The sequence below is a fragment of the Prevotella mikamonis genome (genome assembly GCF_055381405.1).
Genome location: NZ_AP035785.1, coordinates 251776 through 270888, shown reverse-complemented (window position 1 = coordinate 270888; position 19113 = coordinate 251776). Strand labels below are relative to the sequence as shown.

Here is a 19113-nt window from a genome sequence, read left to right as displayed (position 1 = left end):
AAAAAGGAGTAAAATACGGCCTTTTCAATGAATTATTGTAACTTTGCAACACGAACCCTAATGACAACAGCAATAACAAATGGGAAAAATCATCGCATTAGCTAATCAAAAAGGCGGAGTGGGAAAAACCACTACAACCATCAACCTGGCTGCCTCGTTGGCAACCATGGAGAAGAGCGTGCTTGTTGTAGATGCCGATCCACAAGCAAATGCTTCCAGTGGATTGGGTGTGGATATAAAGGAAGTGGAATGCTCTCTCTACGAGTGTATCATTGACCATGCCGATGTGCGCGATGCCATCTACACCACTGATATTGACGGCCTGGACATTATTCCCAGCCACATAGACCTCGTTGGCGCAGAGATAGAAATGCTCAATCTGGAAACGCGCGAGAAGGTACTCAAGAAACTTCTCGAACCCATCAGAAGCGAATACGACTATATATTAATAGACTGTAGCCCGTCTCTCGGACTCATTACAGTGAACGCTCTCACGGCAGCCGACTCTGTCATCATCCCTGTACAATGTGAATATTTTGCCTTGGAGGGTATCAGCAAGCTGCTCAACACCATCAAGATTATCAAGAGCAAACTGAATCCGCAGTTGGAGATTGAGGGTTTCTTGCTGACGATGTACGACAGCCGTCTGCGTCTGGCTAATCAGATTTACGACGAAGTAAAGCGCCACTTCCAGGAATTGGTATTCAAGACCGTCATCCAGCGCAACGTGAAACTGAGTGAAAGTCCCAGTCACGGATTGCCCGTGATACTTTACGATGCCGATTCTACCGGCAGCAAAAACCATTTGGCACTGGCCAAAGAGATTATTAATAAGAATAAGTGATGTGAGTTAATCAGTTTGTGAGTTTTTTAGTTCTTGACCAAAACTATCAACCGATAACTCAGAAACTCATTAACTTATAAACTCAAAAACTCATCAAACACTATGGCAGTACGCAAAAAATATAATAACCTAGGAAGAGGACTCGACCAAATAGGTATGGGACTGGATGCCCTTATCTCCACCGAAGGAGTGAGTACACAAGGCTCATCGACTATCAACGAGATTCCTATCGAGCAGATTGAGGCAAATCCGAACCAGCCTCGCCGCGAATTCGACCAGGAAGCATTGCAGGAATTGGCTGCAAGCATCCGCGAAATTGGTATTATCCAGCCTATCACGTTGCGCCAGATAGCCGACAATCGTTTCCAAATTATTGCCGGCGAACGTCGTTGGCGTGCTTCGCAATTAGCCGGCCTGACCGCTATTCCCGCCTATATCCGTACCATCAGCGACGAAAATGTGATGGAAATGGCGTTAGTAGAGAATATACAACGCGAGGATTTGAACTCCATTGAGATAGCTTTGGCTTACGAACATCTGATGGAAGGCAGCGGTATGACTCAGGAAAAAGTTTCGGAACGGGTTGGCAAAAGCCGTACGGCCATCGCCAATTACCTACGTCTTCTTAAACTTCCGGCACAAGTTCAGATGGCATTGCAGAAGAAAGAAATCGACATGGGACACGCCAGGGCATTGCTCGCTATAGATAGTCCCTCGCTGCAAATCAAGCTTTTCAAGGAGGTACAAAAGAACGGCTACTCCGTTCGTCAGGTAGAAGAGATGGTTCAACATCTCAAAAATGGCGACGATATTGAGAGCGGAAGAAAGAAGATTATAGCTAAGAAGCAACTTCCCGAAGAGTTTGGCATCCTGAAAAAACGTCTTTCGTCCTTTCTGAATACGAAGGTCCAGCTCACCTGTTCTTCCAAGGGAAAGGGCAAAATCAGTATTCCCTTTGCCAATGAGGAGGAACTGGAGCGCATCATGAACATCTTCGACAAACTGAAAGACTAAGTCTAGGTGAAAGGTTTGACTCACATATTGCTCACTGCGTTGGTCGTGCTATCGCCCTTATCCGGGCATGGCCAGACCTCTATGTCCCAAGATACCGCAACCATCAAGGTAGCTCAAGCGTTGACTCACAAGGACAGTATTGCTCTTGCGGAGACAGACAGCATGGCTCGCAAGAAGCAAAAGCGGAATTGGGCAACATGGCGTCCGAGTCCCAAACGCGCATTATGGCTGGCCTTGGTAGTGCCAGGAGCCGGACAAATCTATAACCGCAAATTCTGGAAACTACCTATTATATATGGTGGAATGGTCGGCTGTGCCTATGCCATCAACTGGAATAACCAGATGTATAAGGACTATGCCAAGGCCTATCTGGATCTAGTGGACGATGATCCGAACACGCAGAGCTACAATGAATTCCTGCATTTAGGAGCTACCATCAATGATTCGAACAAGGCTACATATCAGAATCTGTTCAGAAAACGTAAGGACCGATTCCGCCGTTGGCGCGATTTGAGCGTCTTCGTGCTGATAGGTGTGTATGCTCTATCCGTCATCGACGCTTATGTGGATGCCTCTCTTTCTGAGTTCGATATTTCCAACGACCTCAGTCTAAGGGTGACACCTACTATCATAAACAATCAGACAGAACGCAATCCTTTCAAAGCCAATGCGGTAGGATTGAATTGCAGTCTGAACTTTTAAACAAGAAAACATAGAATGAACAAACTTTATCTACTCGTTATCACGATGATGTTCGGTGGGGTTTGCAGCGTGCAAGCCCAATCAAATGACGACAACGAAATCACAGTGACCGACGCGCAAGGGAAGAATGAAGTAATAGAACTCCCCGAAGCTATGACTCAAGAGCTGGACAGCCTGCTCCACCTCTATCATTCCAAAGCCTACCTGAAGGCTGATACAAGCTGCAATATGCCCGATGTCAATCCTATGTACGACCGCAAGGTGTACAAGGAACGTCTCAGTAAGTTGCCCACCATCATTGAAATGCCATACAATGACGTGGTACAGAAGTTTATCGACCGCTATAGCGGACACCTGCGTCGCTCTGTGGCATTCATGCTTGGAGCGCAAAACTTCTACATGCCCATCTTCGAACAGGCCCTGGAAAGCTACGGTCTGCCATTGGAATTGAAATATCTTCCAGTCATAGAGTCGGCCTTGAATCCACTTGCCGTATCACGTGTTGGGGCTACAGGACTGTGGCAGTTCATGCTCAGGACGGCCAAACGATACGACCTGGAAGTCAATTCACTGGTCGACGAGCGTCGCGACCCTGTCAAGTCTTCATACGCAGCAGCCCGCTATCTGAAAGACCTATATAACATCTATGGCGACTGGAATCTGGTCATTGCCGCATACAACTGTGGTCCCGACAAAATCAATAAGGCCATACACCGCGCCAAACAGAATGACTATTGGCAGATTTATCCCTATTTGCCACAGGAAACAAGAGGATATGTGCCGGCCTTTATAGCTGCCAACTACATCATGAACTACTATTGCGACCACAACATCTGTCCCATGACAACCGACTTACCTGGCAAGACAGACACCGTGATGGTAGACCGTGACATTCATTTCGAACAACTCTCACACGTTCTCGGTATCAGTATCGACCAGATACGGGAATTGAATCCGCAGTATCGCCGCAACATCATCAATGGCAGCAACGGCTCTACAGCGTTGCGTCTGCCCTCGGCTAAAATTACAGAATTCATTGATAACGAGAAAGCGGTCTATGCTTACGAGTCCAATGAACTGACTACCAAGCGCAAAGAGGTGGTTGTGAACGACGATGTTCCAACTTATCAGTCGAGTCGAAACTATAGCCGCCACAGTTCGTCATCGTCGCGTCGCCACAGAAGAGAGAGAAGAAGTCGTGGCAGAAGCATCACCATACGCCAGGGAGACACCCTCTCAGAGATTGCAGCACGTAATGGTACGACCGTGAAAAAGCTGAAGAAGCTGAACAAGATATCCGGCAACAGCATCCGTGCCGGAAAGAAGATTAAAGTGAAATAACAACCTCTAAACCTATAAAACACTATGGACGAGCATAATTTGAAAGAGCAGAACCGCGAGCAGGCGGACAACCAATTAATTAATGATGCGTTCCAACATTTACTGGATACCTACTTGGCTTCACGCCACAGAAAGAAAGTCGACATCATTACCAAAGCGTTCAATTTTGCCCGTCAGGCTCATAAGGGAGTGAGACGACTCTCTGGTGAGCCTTACATCATGCACCCCATTGCCGTCGCACAAGTGGCTTGCGAGGAAATGGGACTAGGTTCTACGAGTATCTGCTCGGCCCTACTCCACGACGTAGTGGAAGATACGGACTACACAGTAGAGGATGTTGAGAACATGTTCGGTCCGAAGATAGCCCAGATTGTAGACGGACTGACAAAGATTAGCGGTGGTATCTTCGGAGACAAAGCATCGGCACAAGCTGAGAACTTCAAGAAACTCCTGCTCACCATGAGCGACGATATCCGTGTCATCTTGATTAAGATATGCGACCGTCTGCACAACATGCGTACATTGGACAGCCAACCTGCCAACAAACAATACAAGATTGCAGGCGAGACCATGTACATCTATGCCCCGCTGGCCAATCGTCTTGGCCTCAACAAAATCAAGACCGAACTGGAAAATCTCAGCTTCCGCTACGAGCATCCTGAGGAATATGCCAAGATTGAGCGTAAGCTCGCTGCCACCGAGGCGCAGCGCGATACGCTCTTCGCCCAGTTCACCAGTCCCATCAAGGAAGCCTTGGACAAGATGGGATTCCAATACGAAATCAAAGCAAGGGTGAAGAGTCCTTTTTCCATCTGGAACAAGATGCAGAACAAACATGTCACCTTTGATGAGATTTACGACATTCTGGCCGTCCGCATTATCTTTACCCCGAAGTCGCGCGACAACGAAATCAACGAATGCTTCAACATCTATGTGGCCACCAGCCGGATATACAAGAGCCATCCTGACCGTCTGCGCGACTGGCTGAACCATCCGAAGGCGAACGGCTATCAGGCACTGCACGTCACACTGATGAGCAAGCAGGGCCGATGGATAGAGGTACAGATACGCAGCGACCGCATGAACGAAGTGGCCGAACAAGGCTTCGCTGCCCACTGGAAATATAAGGAGGGTGGAGAATATACAGAGGATGAAGGCGAGTTGAACGACTGGCTGCGCACCATCAAGGAGATTCTGGACGACCCGCAACCCGACGCAATGGACTTTCTCGATGCCATCAAACTGAACCTGTTTGCATCAGAAATCTTCGTGTTCACGCCCAAGGGAGAAATCAAGACCATGCCCGCAGGCTGCACAGCCCTCGACTTTGCCTTCCAAATCCATACATTCCTCGGCAGTCATTGCATTGGTGCCAAGGTCAATCACAAGCTCGTTCCACTCAGTCATAAGCTGCAAAGCGGCGACCAGGTGGAAATTCTGACGAGCAAGGCACAACATGTACAACCCTCGTGGATAAACTTTGTATCTACCGCCAAAGCCCGTGCCAAGGTGCAAGCCATTCTCCGGCGCGACGAGCGGACCTTGCTAAAGCAGGGCGAAGACATGCTCAACGACTGGCTACAGAAAAACGACATGCAGATGTCGGCCTCTATAGTAGCCAAGCTCTGCGACGCCCATAACATCCAGAAACCGGAAGCTTTCTTTCTGGCGTTGGCCGAAAAGAAAATCGTTCTCGAAGACAAAGACTTGGACGAACTGATGGGCAAGCCCAAAAAAGAATCTACCTCTCTGGGCTGGCGCAAGTATGTCCCGTTCTTCGGACATAGCAAGAAGGAGAATCAAGAAGTCGAGAAAAAGCCCGAAACCTTCATTGTCGGCAAGGACTTCAACCGCAAGAAGACCCTCCTCATCAACGAAGAGAATATCCGTTCGTTCATCTTCCCCACCTGCTGCCACCCTATTCCCGGCGACGATACGCTCGGTTATATTGACAACAAGAACCAGATAGAGATTCACCGCCGCAACTGTCCCATCGCAAGTAAGCTGAAGACAAGCTACGGAAATCGCATCCTTGCCACTCAGTGGGACATGCACAATCAGATGTTCTTCGATGCAATCATCGAGTTCCACGGCATCGACCGCAAGGGAATGCTGCACGATGTCTCCGAAATCATTTCGGGAAAGATGGACATCAACATCCACCGAGTCACCGTGAGCAGCAACGACGGCATCTTCGACGGAGTCATAGAGGTGCGTGTACACGACCGCGACGAAGTGAGAGGTATCGTTGCCAACCTCCGGCAAATACCCGATATGCAGGAAGTACAATATATCAAATAACCCTCAACACCTTATTCCATGAGACACAAACGACTACTATTCATAGCCATTCTGGCTTTCTGTTGTTCGTTGTATGTACAGGCGCAGTCTGCCGATACCGTCAACGTGGCACAGTTCGGCGCCCGTGCCAACAGCTTCCAGAATTGCGTCAAGGCCATCCGCAAGGCCATAGACTATTGCCGCACACACCGTGTCAAAGTACTCACGTTTGACAATGGCCGCTACGATATATGGCCCGAAGGAGCTGAGCAACGCGATTTCTACATCAGCAACACCTCGTCTGAGATAGAATGCCCCACGAAAACCAAGGTCATAGGCCTTCTGATCGACAGCATTCAAGGGCTCACCATCGAGGGCAACGGGGCTACACTCATGTATCATGGCAAGATGACGATGCTCTCCGCCTGGCACAGCAGCGACATCAGACTCCGCAATCTCCATTTCGATTTTGAGCGTCCGGGCGGTTCGGAACTTACCTATATCAGGCAAGACAACGATGGTGTGGTAGTCAAACTGCACCGCGACAGCCGCTATACCATCATCAATCATCAGCTACAACTCATCGGCGAGGGATGGCGCAGCAATCGCAACCACTGCATAGAGTATAATCCTGAGACCCAACACTTCCAATATACCACCGACTTCAACAAGATTCTTGCTCCCTCGAAGGTAGAGGAAGTCAGTCCCGGCATCCTCAAATTCCATACCCCTGCGACCTTTCGACCCCAAATAGGCAACACACTCACCATCCGCGACATCATCCGCGACCAAGTAGGCATGTTCCTGGCCTACAGCCGCAACATCACATTGCAGAACGTATATGTACACTATATGCACGGATTGGGCATCGTAAGCCAGTTTACACGCAACATTACGATGGACAGCGTATACTGCGAACCACGCGAAGGCAGCGGACGCCTGCTCGCCTCATCGGCCGATTTCATGCACTTTTCTGGATGCGCCGGCAAGATTACCGTCACAAATTGCCGATATGCCGGTGCTCAGGACGACTGTATCAACGTGCATGGCACGAATCTCCGCATTATCCGCAAGCTCGACAACCGCACGCTCGAACTGCGCTTCATGCACCCGCAAACCTATGGATTTGACGCTTTCTTCCCCGGCGACACCGTTGCCTTTATCCGGTCAGCTAGGATGATACGCTATGGCCAATGCACCGTCAAAGCCACTAAAGTGCTGAATCCGCGTACTATAGAATTGGTTCTCGACCGCGACATTCCTGCCGATGTAGAACTCAATCACGACTGTATCGAGAATCTGACATGGACACCCGAAGTAGAGATTCGTAACAACTTCTTCAGTCGCACCAGTACGCGCGGCATACTGGTTACCACTCCCCGTAAGGCCGTTATTGCCAACAATACGTTTATGAAGACTGCCATGAGTGGCATACTCATCGAGAGTGATGCCGAAGGCTGGTTTGAGTCAGGCCCCGTAACCGACGTTCTCATCGAGGGAAACACATTTATCGACTGCGGATTCAAAGCCTATCCAGCGCCAGCCACCATCGTTATCAATCCCTCCAACAAAGTTGTCGACCCGAAATTCCCCGTCCATAAGAATATCCGCATCATCGGCAATACATTCTCGCAAAGTGGCAATCCCGTACTCTATGCCAAGAGTGTAAGCGGTCTGAAGTTCAAGAACAACACCATCAACTGGCTTACACCGCTGCCAAAGAATAAGAAAGAAATCATCTTAATGGAGAAAAGCAAGTAGTCAGAAAGCTGCATCAAATGCCCTATCCCCTACCCCTTTGCCGGATAAACCATATTGTCTTTGAATATGGCATTCAGTACCTAGGAAAACTGCAAAGGCTCGGCAACATTGCTGCAAAGCCCAAACAGTGATGCTGCCAAGCCTCGGCAGCGTTGCTGAAAAGCCCTTGCAGTCTGACAAGTAAAAAACACACAGACTTGCAAGTGAACGAGTCTGAAGAAAAAAGCGATTGGTTCGGTCCAGTCAGACCAAACCATCCATTTGGTGTTTGAGTTCTTTCAACTGGTCGCGCACAGACATGAGAGACTCCAATATCTCCGCGGTCTTCTCCACGCCCTGCCTGTTTTCGTTCAGCATCTTGCGAGCCGCGGCGAGCTTAAATCCCCTCACTTTCACCAAATTGTAGATAATCTTAACCTGCTCTATGTCCTTTTCGGTGTACTGGCGCACCTTGGTTGCCGACTGCGTCTTAGGGCGTAGCCGTGGAAACTCGGTTTCCCAATAACGCAATGTACTCTCATTGATGTCGAACATCTGCGCTACTTCCTTGATAGAGTAATACAGCTTCAGATTCTTATTTGGATTCAGTGCCATGCCTTTAGGTGTCCTAATTAGTAAAACATTAACCGATTTATTTGCAAAAATACGCAAAACTCGGTATCTTTGCAAATGTTTTTTCAATGAATTAAATTAAAAGTTATATAAGATGATGACAGCAAATGAGATCCGCGATTCGTACAAAAAGTTCTTCGAATCAAAAGGACACGTCATTGTACCGTCCGCTCCTATGGTAATCAAGGACGACCCTACCCTCATGTTCACAAACGCTGGTATGAACCAGTGGAAAGATATTATCCTCGGAACCAAGCAGCCCGACCCACGCCGGCGTGCCGACTCACAGAAGTGTCTGCGCGTCAGTGGCAAGCACAACGACTTGGAAGAGGTGGGCCATGACACGTACCACCACACCATGTTCGAGATGTTGGGCAACTGGAGCTTTGGAGATTACTTCAAGGAAGAGGCCATCGACTATGCCTGGGAATACCTGGTAGACGTGCTACACCTCAATCCCAAAGACCTGTATGTAACGGTGTTCGAGGGTTCGCCCGAAGACAATATCCCTCGCGATGCCGAGGCTGCCGGCTACTGGGCGAAGTATTTACCCGCCGACCATATCATCGACGGCAACAAGCACGATAACTTTTGGGAGATGGGCGATACCGGTCCATGCGGTCCTTGCTCTGAGATTCACGTCGATTCTCGTACGGCAGAGGAGAAAGCAGCAGTTCCCGGACGCGACTTGGTAAACCAAGACAATCCCCAGGTCATTGAGATTTGGAACATCGTCTTCATGCAGTTTGCCCGTAAGTCTGACGGTTCGCTGGAGTCACTGCCCATGCACGTGATTGATACCGGTATGGGATTCGAGCGTCTGGTACGCATGCTGCAAGGCAAGAACTCCAACTACGACACCGATATTTTCCAGCCTATCATCAAGGAGATAGAACATCTGTCCGACCTGAAGTACGGTAGCAAGGAAGAGACCGATGTGGCTATGCGCGTGATTGCCGACCACTTGAGGGCTGTGGCATTCTCTATTGCCGACGGTCAGTTGCCCAGCAATGCCAAGGCCGGGTACGTGATTCGTCGCATCTTGCGCCGTGCTGTGCGCTATGCCTACACCTTCCTGGGACAGAAATCAGCCTTCATGTTCAAGCTCATACCCGTACTTGTGCAGGAGATGGGAGCTGCCTATCCGGAACTGCCGGCCCAGCAAGAACTCATTGCCCGTGTCATCAAGGAAGAGGAAGACAGCTTCTTGCGTACCTTGGAGAAAGGTATCAATCTGCTCAATGGCGATATGGACGAGCTGAAAGCGCATGGTAAGACCGAGCTGGACGGTGCTGAGGCATTCCGTCTGTTTGATACCTACGGCTTCCCGCTCGACCTTACAGAGCTTATTCTGCGCGAACATGGCTACACGGTAGACGAAAAACAGTTCGACGAAGAGATGCAGAAACAGAAGGCACGTGCCCGCAACGCAGCCGTAGTAGAGAATGGCGACTGGGTCATTCTGAAAGAAGGAGAACAGGAATTCGTGGGCTACGACTACACAGAGTACGAATGTCGCATCCTTCGTTATCGCCAGGTGAAGCAGAAGAAGAGTACATTCTTCGAGGTCGTATTAGACCATACACCGTTCTATGGAGAGATGGGCGGACAGGTAGGCGATACCGGGGTACTCGTATCGGAGGACGAAACGGTCAATGTCATCGATACCAAGCGCGAGAACAATCAGAGCATTCACATTGTCAATGAACTGCCTAAGAACCTCGAAGCCGACTTCATGGCATGCGTAGACACAGATAAGCGCAATGCCAGTGCAGCCAACCACACCGCTACCCACTTGATAGACTACGCCCTGAAACAAGTACTTGGCGACCACGTGGAGCAAAAAGGTTCTTACGTAAGTGCAGAGACACTGCGCTTCGACTTCTCGCATTTCCAGAAAGTTACCGACGAAGAACTGCGCCAGGTAGAGCGTATGGTCAACGAAATGATTCGTCAGGACTACCCCATGGACGAACATCGCGACACACCTATGGAAGAAGCAAAGGCTATGGGAGCTGTTGCACTGTTCGGAGAGAAGTATGGCGACAAGGTACGCGTGGTTCGCTTCGGTCCTTCATGCGAGTTCTGCGGTGGTATTCATGCCACAAGTACAGGCCGTATCGGCCTGTTCAAGATTGTCAGTGAGAGTTCGGTAGCTGCCGGTGTGCGCCGTATTGAGGCCCTGACAGGCAAGGCATGCGAAGAAGCTGTCTATGCTTTGGAAGATACCATCAGGGATATCAAGGCACTCTTCAACAACAGCAAAGACCTCAAGTCAGCTATCACAAAGTTCATCGGTGAGCACGACAGCATGAAGAAAGACATCGAACGCTTCCAGGCACAGGCTGTCGAAAGGCTCAAACAAGAGTTGGTCAAGCGTGCAGAGATGGTCAATGGCGTGAGCGTAGTCAAGGCTGTCGTACCATTGGAAGCTGCCGCTGCCAAGGATTTGGTTTTCAAGATTCGCGAAGCTATCCCTACCCAACTGGTTTGCGCCATCGGTTCTACGGCCAACGACAAGCCTATGCTGAGCGTCATGTTCAGTGATGATATGGTGAACGACCACGAGCTGAACGCCGGAAAGATAATCCGCGAAGCTGCCAAACTGATACAGGGAGGTGGTGGCGGACAGCCTCATTATGCACAGGCAGGCGGTAAAAACCTCGACGGATTGCATGCCGCAGTAGATAAGGTCATTGAGCTGGCCAAGCTATCATAAGATTGTAACACCGGCAACACATATTTTAGAAAGCCACTTCTCTTTTCAGAGTTGTGGCTTTCTGTGTTTAACGCAAGCAACACAAGAGAATACCCACTATGCACAGATTATTGTTTTTCATTCTTGGACTCACCTTACTCGCCGGTTGCAACAAATGGCCCGACAGAAAGATATACCAAGGCAAGCTGCTTCACAAGCTTGTTACGATGACTAGCCACGAAACGATTGAGGGCAAGGATTATCACGACACACTGCATCTTTATGTGGATAAAGCCGGTTTTCCAACTCTCATGAACAACGAGACCGCATATAGCAGGCGCAGCCAAGACACACTATGGTTTGTTGGCACGTATATTCTCCCCAAGGTTAACAACCATTATCAGGATAGTTTGATGGGATTCATCGTCCTGAAAAATGACTTGGTAACAAGCTATGACCCCGTACGTGGCCCTATCGTTCAATTTGAATACGACAGCCAGCGAAGGCTTATCAAAGCCCATCATCCCCTATCAGACGATACCTATACGTATGAATTCAAATGGAAAGGAAATCTGCTGACCGAGGTCATCAAGACCGGTGGCTATTGCGGTGATTCCACTCACTATGCCATTATCTACGAACCTAACGTGCCTCGATACCCGAATGCGGGTATAGCAGCTTTGCTTGACGGTACTAACAGGATATTCTTTTCCAAAAACAATCACTCCAATTCCCTTCTGCTTGCAGGATACATAGGCGCGATTCCCGACCTTGCCGTGAAAGAAATCATTCTTACCGGAAGCACTCAAAACATCATTAAGTTTGCCAATCGACTAGATAAAAACGGCAAACTACAAAGTTATCAGATGACAATGACGAATAGCCAATACCGTATCAAAAGGATATTTGACGACTAGGCCGGCTCATCTTCCCTTACCCGCAATTCCCAAAAGGCCACGGCAGCAGCTGCGGCCACGTTGAGAGAATCCACATGATGAGACATGGGAATGCGCACCACATAGTCTGTCTGGACTATTGTTTCGTGCGACAGCCCATCACCTTCTGTCCCCATAACGATGGCCAGCTTATGAATGGAAGCCAACCGAGGGTCGCCCAACGGTATCGACTGGGTGGTCAGAGCCATTGCTGCCGTGCGGAATCCCAAATCGCTGAGACTGCCGACAGGCGACTCCAGCCACGTCCAAGGCACGAGAAACACCGACCCCATAGACACCCTGACGGCACGACGGTTCAACGGATCGCACGAAGAAGTAGTAAGCAGAACACCGTCTATGCCCAAGGCTGCCGCCGAACGGAAGATAGCCCCGATGTTCGTCGTGTCTACGACCCCATCTATAACCACTATCCTACGCGCCCCACGGCACACCTCTTCCACGCTACGGGCATGCGGACGACGCATCGCACACAGCACACCACGTGTCAGCGTATAGCCTGTCAGTTGGGCCAACAGCTCACGCTCGCCGGTATAAATGGGGATGTCGCCACAGCGAGCAATGATTTCTGCAGCGTCGCCCGTGATGTGTCTCCGTTCACAAAGTAGCGATACTGGCTCATAGCCCGCATCCAATGCCACCTTAATGACCTTTGGACTCTCGGCTATGAACACAGCCCTTTGCGGGTCTTTCCTGCTGCGCAACTGCGCTTCGGTAAGCGTAGCAAACACCTCTACTCCTGGTTCTGCCAGCGATTTTATTTCTATGATTGCCATTTTTTATGTTTATAAGACCACCTGTCTCATCTCTGCCAACTTGTTCTCGTACGTATCGCGGTCTACCCTACGGCCACGCAGACTGCGCACTTGCGGAAAGTCTTGGAAATAAGCATCGGCAGAGGTGTACCACCCATAGTTGCTAAAGTCGCGTACACGACGCGCGACAGCGTCCAACCGACGGGCATACTGCGGATGCACCACAGACAGTACACGTTCGCCCGAAGCCAGTTCCACCGCCAGCACAAGCCGCTCTTTCGCTACGATGCGGCGTGGCGCAACCTTTTTCCGCCGGCTCATGACACGTATTTCCCACCCATACTTACGATTCAAGGCATCCATCATGCCCCGAAACACAACACCGTGAGGCGCCGTATCTTTCAGCCCCGTATAGGCTATACTGTAATGTATCATCTCGTGCAGCAGCACGTTCTGATACTCGCGCTCGCTCTGGTCGTAATAGTTGCTCAGCCGTATGGCGAAATCATAATAGCGCGTCTTGCCCCAACGCGTGGCACGCTTGCACGACATCGTACCCAGTCTGGTGCGCGACTTCGATATGCCTAGCAGCGGACGGGGAAGCCCTCCACCGAAATAATCGCGGTCGAAACGGTCGAACCACTTCCCCATCCACTCCACGGTTACTTGCATAGTTCGCTCAAGGTCTTCTCCAATTTGTCTATCATCACAGTGCCGAGAATCACCTTGCCATCCTTACCTATGATGTAAGTAGACGGAATCCAGTGCACCCCATAGGCCTTGGCGACGGCCGACTCGCGCATCTTCTTCAGGTCGCTCACGTTTACATAGCCCAGTCCGTATTTGCGAATAGCATTCGTCCAGTTTGTTTTATCGGTATCGAAAGAAATACCTACGAACGTCACCCGATCTTTATACTCATTCCAAAGTTTCACGATACGAGGCAAATCCTTACGGCAATCGGGACACCACGAAGCCCAGAAGTCGAGCACCACAAGCTTGCCTTTCAAGCTACTGGAACGGAACATTGTTCCATCGGGCTGTTTCATACTGAAATCAGGAGCTGTCGTCCCCGTTTTCAGCAGTTCGGTTGCATACTGAGCATCTTCATCTACGGCTGTGGTCTGCGCCTTCATGCCTACCACAGAGAGCAGCATCAAGGCTGCCATCAACATTTTCTTCATCATCTTCTTATTATTAATCTCTATTTATGATACTATTCCTCTATCTGCGACTTAGGCCAGTTGACGAGGAACAATTTCTCCGTTGCGCGCGTGAAAGCCGTGTACAGCCAGTGTATATAGTCGGCCGTCAGCATGTCGTCGGTCATATATCCCTGGTCTATATACACATGCGACCACTGCCCGCCCTGCGCCTTATGGCACGTAAAACTATACCCATACTTGATTTGCAAGGCATTGAAATACACGTCTTTCCGCAGTTCGGCCAGTCGGGCCGTCTTTGTCGACAGGTCGGCATAGTCTTCCATCACACCCTGATAGAGCCGTTCATTCTGCTCACGCGTCAGTGCAGGCGACTCGGTCGTCAACGAATCCAGCACCACCGTGGTCTGCATCTCATAATCATCGTAATCGGGAAAGCGCAACAACACATCGGCAAAGCTGAATCCATACAGGTCGCGAATGTTGCGGACCTTCAGCACCACCGCCCTGTCGCCATTGGCAATAAACGACATCGGGCATTTCTCGCCCTCGCCGGCACGCGCATTTTCCTCGCCCACCCAGTAATAGTTGTTCTTCACTATCATCAGCAAGTCGCCCGTATTCAGCACATCCTCGCGGTCGAGCACGCTTCCGCGGATGCCCTGATTATAGATATTGGCACGCTTGTTACTGCGCGTTATCACCGTCGTCTCGTCCATGCCCACGTGGCTATAGCTGCTCGCCAAGGCGTCTACCAGTTCGTTTCCCGGCAGCATCGCGATATCGGCAAAATCGCGAAACCGCACTTTAGGCATGGTAGTCGCAGCATCGAGCGTAATCATCCGACGAATCGTAGTGGCATTATAGAGGATGCCACTGCCATCACCCTGGCGCAACACCTCGTCCAAATCGCACTCATACACACGCAGACCATAACCGGCCAGTCGCTGGGCATTCAATGCCGGCGACTCCATCTCGCCTACCGGAGGCAGCTGGGCCTTGTCGCCGATGAGCAACAGGCGGTCGTTCTCGCCCTCATAGACAAACTTAATCAAGTCGTCGAGCAGCCTTCCCGTACCGAAACTGCTCTCCCTCAGGCCTTGGTTGGCTATCATCGAAGCCTCATCGACCATGAAAAGCGTATCGCGATACATATTGCGATTGAGGTTGAACTGTCCGTCCAGCCCCTCGTATGCCTTTTCCCGATAGATACGTCGATGGATGGTGTAGGCCTCGTGCTCGCTGTTGAGCGCAAATACCTTGGCCGCCCGGCCCGTAGGCGCCAGCAACAACACACGCTGGCGCAGTTTCTTCATCGTTCGCACGATAGCCCCTGCCAGACTCGTCTTTCCAGTTCCGGCACTGCCACGCAATATCATCACGGCTGCGGGAGAACGGTCGGTCAGGAACTGCGCAAACACATTGAGCGCATGACGCTGGTCTGCCGTGGGTTCAAAACCAAAGGCCTGAACTATCTCATGTTTTATTTCGTCAATGATCATATAATATTCTTGCAAATATAGAGAATTACTCTGAATTGGCAAAGAAAAACTACCTATCTCACTGCAAAGCCCCCGCAGTATCGCTGCAAAGGCCAAACAGCATCGCTGCAGAGCCTAGGCAGCACTGCTGCTAAAGCCTTGCAGCAAAACGAGTATAAATTTATGAAGAAGTGAGACAGAAGAAATGCTATGCTTATTATATATAAGAGGCATCTTCCTGACTCATCTTTTCTTTGCAACCGACTGTTTTACAGGCTTTCAGAAAACGTCATTATTTCTGGATTTATAAAAAATAACACTCTTTAAGGTAGAAAAATCACCTTACGTTTTAAAATTTTCATAGAAACCAAACATTTAGTAAGTATTTTTATCTATCTTTGTAACAGAATCTCCAGTGCATCTGTGTGCAGGTGTGCATTATAAAGAGTTCAACCTTAGAAAAAGAGCGTTTGATATTATCCTTCGTCCGAAATGTGGAAATTTCAACTACCGAGGATAATGGCAATACGCTCACGCTTGGGATAATTGTACCCTTTTGTTAAAGGGCATAGTATACCTCATGGCGTGGGCTATTGTTTGTTATTTGGTAGTAGGTATTCCACAACCTCGGACGAGATAACATTCAATAGTTCCCACGCTTTTTCCACTTAATAATCGCTTACTTCTGGGAAACAGTGGGCTTGATTCGATAAACATATGAAGCTATATCGGTCAACATTACAAGAAGAAGACTTGGTGTTTTTTTATGGCATTTTGTACCAATATGAAAAAGAAAGTAGCCATAGTGGCTACCAATATCTGAATGTACCAAAAGATATTTCTTCTAAGATAACTTTGATACATGACAGAAAGAAGCATCCTATATCTCTCAAATATAACGATAAGGAGAATGAACTGATGTTCAAAGGAACTTCTGTTTCTGTTTGCATATTAAGCAATCTTAGACATGCTTTTGCTCATGCCTGTATTGAACGAGAAAATGATTACTACATTATAAACAAACACCTTAATCCAAAGTGTCGTATATGTGGGAAAGTCAACAGAGAATTATTCATAAGTTTGATTAAAGAAATAATAAGAACAAGAAAATAACAGCATTTATGAAACAGATTTACTTTACATTACTTTTGGCTGTAATGTCATTATTTACAAGCCAAATAGCGAATGCGTATGATTTTGAGGTGGATGGGATTTGCTACAATCTCAATACTTCAGACATGACCGCAAGTGTAACTTATAAAGATGATAATTATGGAAGTTACAGTGGTGATATAGCTATTCAGAGTTATGTGATTTATAAAGGAAGGAAAATAAATATTAGTTCTATAGCCAATAAAGCCTTCTATAAATGTGAAAATTTATCTTCTATAACTATGGCTAATGGAATTAGAGAAATTGGTGTAGGAGCATTTGGTAATTGTACAAACTTAGCACAAATTTCCATACCTCAATCAGTTGTTACAATCCACAAACAGGCTTTTACAAATTGTACTTCATTGAAGACGGTTGTATTGCCAAACACCATTAGGACTATCGACGAGGAAGCTTTTTGTAATTGTAAAAATCTTTCGTCGGTAAATATACCTGACAGTGTAACTATAATTAGCAAAAGTTTGTTTAGAGGGTGCGTCAATCTCTCTGAACTTAAATTGCATAATAGAATTGAAATTATTGGCGACGAAGCTTTTTATGATTGCAAAGCCTTATCCGAATTTATTATACCTTCTTCAGTAAAAAGTGTTGGTGTTTTCGCATTGGGTCGTTGCAAAATACAAAACCTTTATATTGAAGATTGTGAGAACACACTTCATTGTGGTGGGAAATATCCAGGCGGAATAAATTTAGGTATCTCTAATGATAATGATTATAATTATGTTTATGTTGGTAGAAATATTTCAACAATAGGTTCTTACGAAACAGATCACGAAAATGGAGAGGATATAGGAATTAGAGCCAAGCAAGTAGTTCTTGGAAAATATTGCACAACCACAGAAATTGGAACTTGGCACTATAAAAGATGGGAATATAGTAATGAGAAGTATGGTGATTTACTTTTGTTTTCAAATAGGTCTAAAATAGACAAAGTTAGTATTTTAAATGGAAATTTATCGACCTCTCATAATACACATTTTAACTTTGGAGATTTCGATTCTCTTTATGTTGACAGGGAAGAAGGCTTTCCTTTAGAGGGACGCAATGTGAAAGTTATAGAGGTCGGATCAAATATAGCATATCTTTATATTCCATGGGGATGGGACGGACGTGATTATCCATTGCGCAAACTGATTTTAGGATCAAATATAATCAATTTTCAACATAGTTATTATCTTTCTCACTGCGAACATCTTGATTCCATCATTAGTTATGTACGCAATCCATATCCCATAAACCCAGCAGTATTCTCTGGTAGAACTTATACAAATACTGTACTTATAGTTCCTAATAACACCATTAGCAAATATATGCAAACAAATGGGTGGAAAAATTTCTTTGACATACAAGAAATGGACGAAGAGACAACCCCAATAGCATCGGCCATATTAAAGGAAAAAAAGAATATTATGGGTCGGTATAATGCAAGCGGACTAAAATTGAATAGCCCTCAGAAAGGTATCAACATTATTAAATATAGTGACGGAACAACCAAAAAAGTAATCATTAAATAGCAACAATTATGGATTTTAAAGAAGCAGAAAAACTCGCAAAAGACTGGGGCGAAAAGCCTTGTGACCACCCTCATATTCAAAAGGAGACTTGGATTGATTTGGAAGGCATTGCGGTACAAAACGGCGATTATGTTTGCACACAATGCGGACAAACTTTTACAGAGGCAGAGTACAAAGAATTTTGTAACAAAAGAAAGTAAACTGCAAAGCCACCATTTGAGCAATCATTTGGGGCTTTTTCTATTTCTTCTTGTAATCCTCAAAACAAGGAGCTACACTTGCAATGTGAACCAGTAAATAGGAGAATAAGCAATGGATATAAATAGTACAATGACAGATACATTCTCTTTGGAGATACCCAAGGAAGATATATCGTTACTGAAATCACTTGTAAAGCGCATGGGATGGACGGTACACAAGACCACAGTAAAGCCCAATGCCTACGAGCAAGCACTTGACGACAAAGAACATGGGCGTATCAATGAGTATGCCAACGCAGACGAGCTGTTTAATCAACTGGGTATCTGATGGCATATAGGCTCTTGACTACCCATTAGTTTGAGAAAGACCTCAAACGATGCAAAAAACACGGGTTGCCAATGGATAAACTCAAAGAGGTTATCAGAGAGTTAGTGGCCAACGGGAAAGTCCCTGCCAGTTTCAAGCCCCACCTATTGCACGGTAACAGGGCCGGACAGTGGGAGTGCCATATACAACCGAACTGGTTGCTTATATGGGAACAGAACAATACGGAACTGACCTTACTCATGCTTAATACAGGGACACACGCTGATGTATTCGGCAAAACAAGACGATAAACAC

The 19113-nt window shown here is 47.6% G+C and carries 17 protein-coding genes and 1 pseudogene; 13 read left to right on the top strand and 5 right to left on the bottom strand.

Annotation, left to right across the window (positions count from 1 at the left end; genetic code table 11):
* The first annotated feature begins 79 nt into the window (after positions 1 to 79).
* From ACZ42L_RS01175 to ACZ42L_RS01150, 6 genes are all read left to right on the top strand, one after another.
* Positions 80 to 844, top strand: a complete 765-nt coding sequence (locus ACZ42L_RS01175; protein ID WP_464699995.1) for a ParA family protein — start codon at positions 80 to 82, stop codon at positions 842 to 844.
* A 102-nt stretch (positions 845 to 946) separates the two neighbouring features.
* Positions 947 to 1858 carry a ParB/RepB/Spo0J family partition protein gene (locus tag ACZ42L_RS01170; protein ID WP_464699993.1) on the top strand — a complete coding sequence of 304 codons (912 nt, stop codon included), beginning with the start codon at positions 947 to 949 and terminating at the stop codon, positions 1856 to 1858.
* A gap of 81 nt (positions 1859 to 1939) precedes the next feature.
* Positions 1940 to 2560 (top strand): DUF5683 domain-containing protein, encoded by a 621-nt coding sequence (locus tag ACZ42L_RS01165; protein WP_464699991.1) that lies wholly within the window; start codon positions 1940 to 1942, stop codon positions 2558 to 2560.
* A gap of 15 nt (positions 2561 to 2575) precedes the next feature.
* A complete protein-coding gene (locus tag ACZ42L_RS01160; RefSeq protein WP_464716389.1) occupies positions 2576 to 3901 on the top strand; it encodes a lytic transglycosylase domain-containing protein in 1326 nt (441 codons plus the stop codon).
* Between the two features lie 24 nt (positions 3902 to 3925).
* Entirely contained in the window at positions 3926 to 6202 is a 2277-nt protein-coding gene (locus ACZ42L_RS01155) for a RelA/SpoT family protein (protein WP_464716388.1), read from the top strand.
* An 18-nt stretch (positions 6203 to 6220) separates the two neighbouring features.
* Positions 6221 to 7942: an alpha-1,3-galactosidase-related protein gene (locus ACZ42L_RS01150; protein ID WP_464716387.1), complete on the top strand. Its 1722-nt coding sequence runs from the start codon at positions 6221 to 6223 to the stop codon at positions 7940 to 7942.
* A gap of 243 nt (positions 7943 to 8185) precedes the next feature.
* Here the strand turns inward: ACZ42L_RS01150 and ACZ42L_RS01145 are convergent, their stop codons facing one another.
* Positions 8186 to 8536, bottom strand: a complete 351-nt coding sequence (locus ACZ42L_RS01145; RefSeq protein ID WP_464699983.1) for a MerR family transcriptional regulator — start codon at positions 8534 to 8536, stop codon at positions 8186 to 8188.
* 112 nt (positions 8537 to 8648) lie between these two features.
* Here ACZ42L_RS01145 and alaS point away from each other — a divergent pair, with 112 nt between their 5' ends.
* Together alaS and ACZ42L_RS01135 are read left to right on the top strand one after the other, a co-directional pair.
* Entirely contained in the window at positions 8649 to 11273 is a 2625-nt protein-coding gene (gene alaS / locus ACZ42L_RS01140; RefSeq protein WP_464716386.1) for an alanine--tRNA ligase, read from the top strand.
* Positions 11274 to 11371: 98 nt separating this feature from the next.
* Positions 11372 to 12169: a hypothetical protein gene (locus ACZ42L_RS01135; protein WP_464716385.1), complete on the top strand. Its 798-nt coding sequence runs from the start codon at positions 11372 to 11374 to the stop codon at positions 12167 to 12169.
* On the opposite strand, the gene ACZ42L_RS01130 is transcribed toward ACZ42L_RS01135, so the two are convergent.
* From ACZ42L_RS01130 to ACZ42L_RS01115, 4 genes are read right to left on the bottom strand one after another with little or no spacing between them, the layout of a single operon-like run.
* The gene (locus ACZ42L_RS01130; RefSeq protein WP_464706402.1) at positions 12166 to 12981 is read right to left on the bottom strand and encodes a TrmH family RNA methyltransferase; all 816 of its coding nucleotides are present in this window, start codon (positions 12979 to 12981) and stop codon (positions 12166 to 12168) included. The genes ACZ42L_RS01135 and ACZ42L_RS01130 overlap by 4 nt on opposite strands.
* A gap of 9 nt (positions 12982 to 12990) precedes the next feature.
* Positions 12991 to 13632, bottom strand: a complete 642-nt coding sequence (locus ACZ42L_RS01125) for a SprT-like domain-containing protein (RefSeq protein ID WP_464716384.1) — start codon at positions 13630 to 13632, stop codon at positions 12991 to 12993.
* Entirely contained in the window at positions 13623 to 14147 is a 525-nt protein-coding gene (locus tag ACZ42L_RS01120) for a peroxiredoxin family protein (RefSeq protein WP_464703206.1), read from the bottom strand. Before ACZ42L_RS01120 ends, ACZ42L_RS01125 begins: the two co-directional genes overlap by 10 nt.
* A gap of 29 nt (positions 14148 to 14176) precedes the next feature.
* On the bottom strand, positions 14177 to 15625 hold the full coding sequence (locus ACZ42L_RS01115) for an ATP-dependent DNA helicase (protein WP_464716383.1): 1449 nt from the start codon (positions 15623 to 15625) through the stop codon (positions 14177 to 14179).
* 696 nt (positions 15626 to 16321) lie between these two features.
* Here ACZ42L_RS01115 and ACZ42L_RS01110 point away from each other — a divergent pair.
* From ACZ42L_RS01110 to ACZ42L_RS01090, 5 genes and pseudogenes are all read left to right on the top strand, one after another.
* Entirely contained in the window at positions 16322 to 16717 is a 396-nt protein-coding gene (locus ACZ42L_RS01110; RefSeq protein WP_464716382.1) for a hypothetical protein, read from the top strand.
* 8 nt (positions 16718 to 16725) lie between these two features.
* Positions 16726 to 18291, top strand: a complete 1566-nt coding sequence (locus ACZ42L_RS01105; protein ID WP_464716381.1) for a leucine-rich repeat domain-containing protein — start codon at positions 16726 to 16728, stop codon at positions 18289 to 18291.
* Positions 18292 to 18299: 8 nt separating this feature from the next.
* The gene (locus ACZ42L_RS01100) at positions 18300 to 18491 is read left to right on the top strand and encodes a hypothetical protein (protein ID WP_464716380.1); all 192 of its coding nucleotides are present in this window, start codon (positions 18300 to 18302) and stop codon (positions 18489 to 18491) included.
* A 112-nt stretch (positions 18492 to 18603) separates the two neighbouring features.
* On the top strand, positions 18604 to 18819 hold the full coding sequence (locus ACZ42L_RS01095; protein ID WP_464716379.1) for a hypothetical protein: 216 nt from the start codon (positions 18604 to 18606) through the stop codon (positions 18817 to 18819).
* Positions 18819 to 19109: pseudogene (locus ACZ42L_RS01090) on the top strand (type II toxin-antitoxin system YafQ family toxin). Before ACZ42L_RS01095 ends, ACZ42L_RS01090 begins: the two are co-directional and overlap by 1 nt.
* Positions 19110 to 19113 lie beyond the last annotated feature (4 nt).

Bases quoted from the DNA above. Each gene is read 5' to 3' on its own strand.
- ACZ42L_RS01175 (WP_464699995.1), top strand. From the start codon at position 80: ATGGGAAAAATCATCGCATTAGCTAATCAAAAAGGCGGAGTGGGAAAA.
- ACZ42L_RS01170 (WP_464699993.1), top strand. From the start codon at position 947: ATGGCAGTACGCAAAAAATATAATAACCTAGGAAGAGGACTCGACCAA.
- ACZ42L_RS01165 (WP_464699991.1), top strand. From the start codon at position 1,940: ATGTCCCAAGATACCGCAACCATCAAGGTAGCTCAAGCGTTGACTCAC.
- ACZ42L_RS01160 (WP_464716389.1), top strand. From the start codon at position 2,576: ATGAACAAACTTTATCTACTCGTTATCACGATGATGTTCGGTGGGGTT.
- ACZ42L_RS01155 (WP_464716388.1), top strand. From the start codon at position 3,926: ATGGACGAGCATAATTTGAAAGAGCAGAACCGCGAGCAGGCGGACAAC.
- ACZ42L_RS01150 (WP_464716387.1), top strand. From the start codon at position 6,221: ATGAGACACAAACGACTACTATTCATAGCCATTCTGGCTTTCTGTTGT.
- ACZ42L_RS01145 (WP_464699983.1), bottom strand. From the start codon at position 8,536: ATGGCACTGAATCCAAATAAGAATCTGAAGCTGTATTACTCTATCAAG.
- alaS (WP_464716386.1), top strand. From the start codon at position 8,649: ATGATGACAGCAAATGAGATCCGCGATTCGTACAAAAAGTTCTTCGAA.
- ACZ42L_RS01135 (WP_464716385.1), top strand. From the start codon at position 11,372: ATGCACAGATTATTGTTTTTCATTCTTGGACTCACCTTACTCGCCGGT.
- ACZ42L_RS01130 (WP_464706402.1), bottom strand. From the start codon at position 12,981: ATGGCAATCATAGAAATAAAATCGCTGGCAGAACCAGGAGTAGAGGTG.
- ACZ42L_RS01125 (WP_464716384.1), bottom strand. From the start codon at position 13,632: ATGCAAGTAACCGTGGAGTGGATGGGGAAGTGGTTCGACCGTTTCGAC.
- ACZ42L_RS01120 (WP_464703206.1), bottom strand. From the start codon at position 14,147: ATGATGAAGAAAATGTTGATGGCAGCCTTGATGCTGCTCTCTGTGGTA.
- ACZ42L_RS01115 (WP_464716383.1), bottom strand. From the start codon at position 15,625: ATGATCATTGACGAAATAAAACATGAGATAGTTCAGGCCTTTGGTTTT.
- ACZ42L_RS01110 (WP_464716382.1), top strand. From the start codon at position 16,322: ATGAAGCTATATCGGTCAACATTACAAGAAGAAGACTTGGTGTTTTTT.
- ACZ42L_RS01105 (WP_464716381.1), top strand. From the start codon at position 16,726: ATGAAACAGATTTACTTTACATTACTTTTGGCTGTAATGTCATTATTT.
- ACZ42L_RS01100 (WP_464716380.1), top strand. From the start codon at position 18,300: ATGGATTTTAAAGAAGCAGAAAAACTCGCAAAAGACTGGGGCGAAAAG.
- ACZ42L_RS01095 (WP_464716379.1), top strand. From the start codon at position 18,604: ATGGATATAAATAGTACAATGACAGATACATTCTCTTTGGAGATACCC.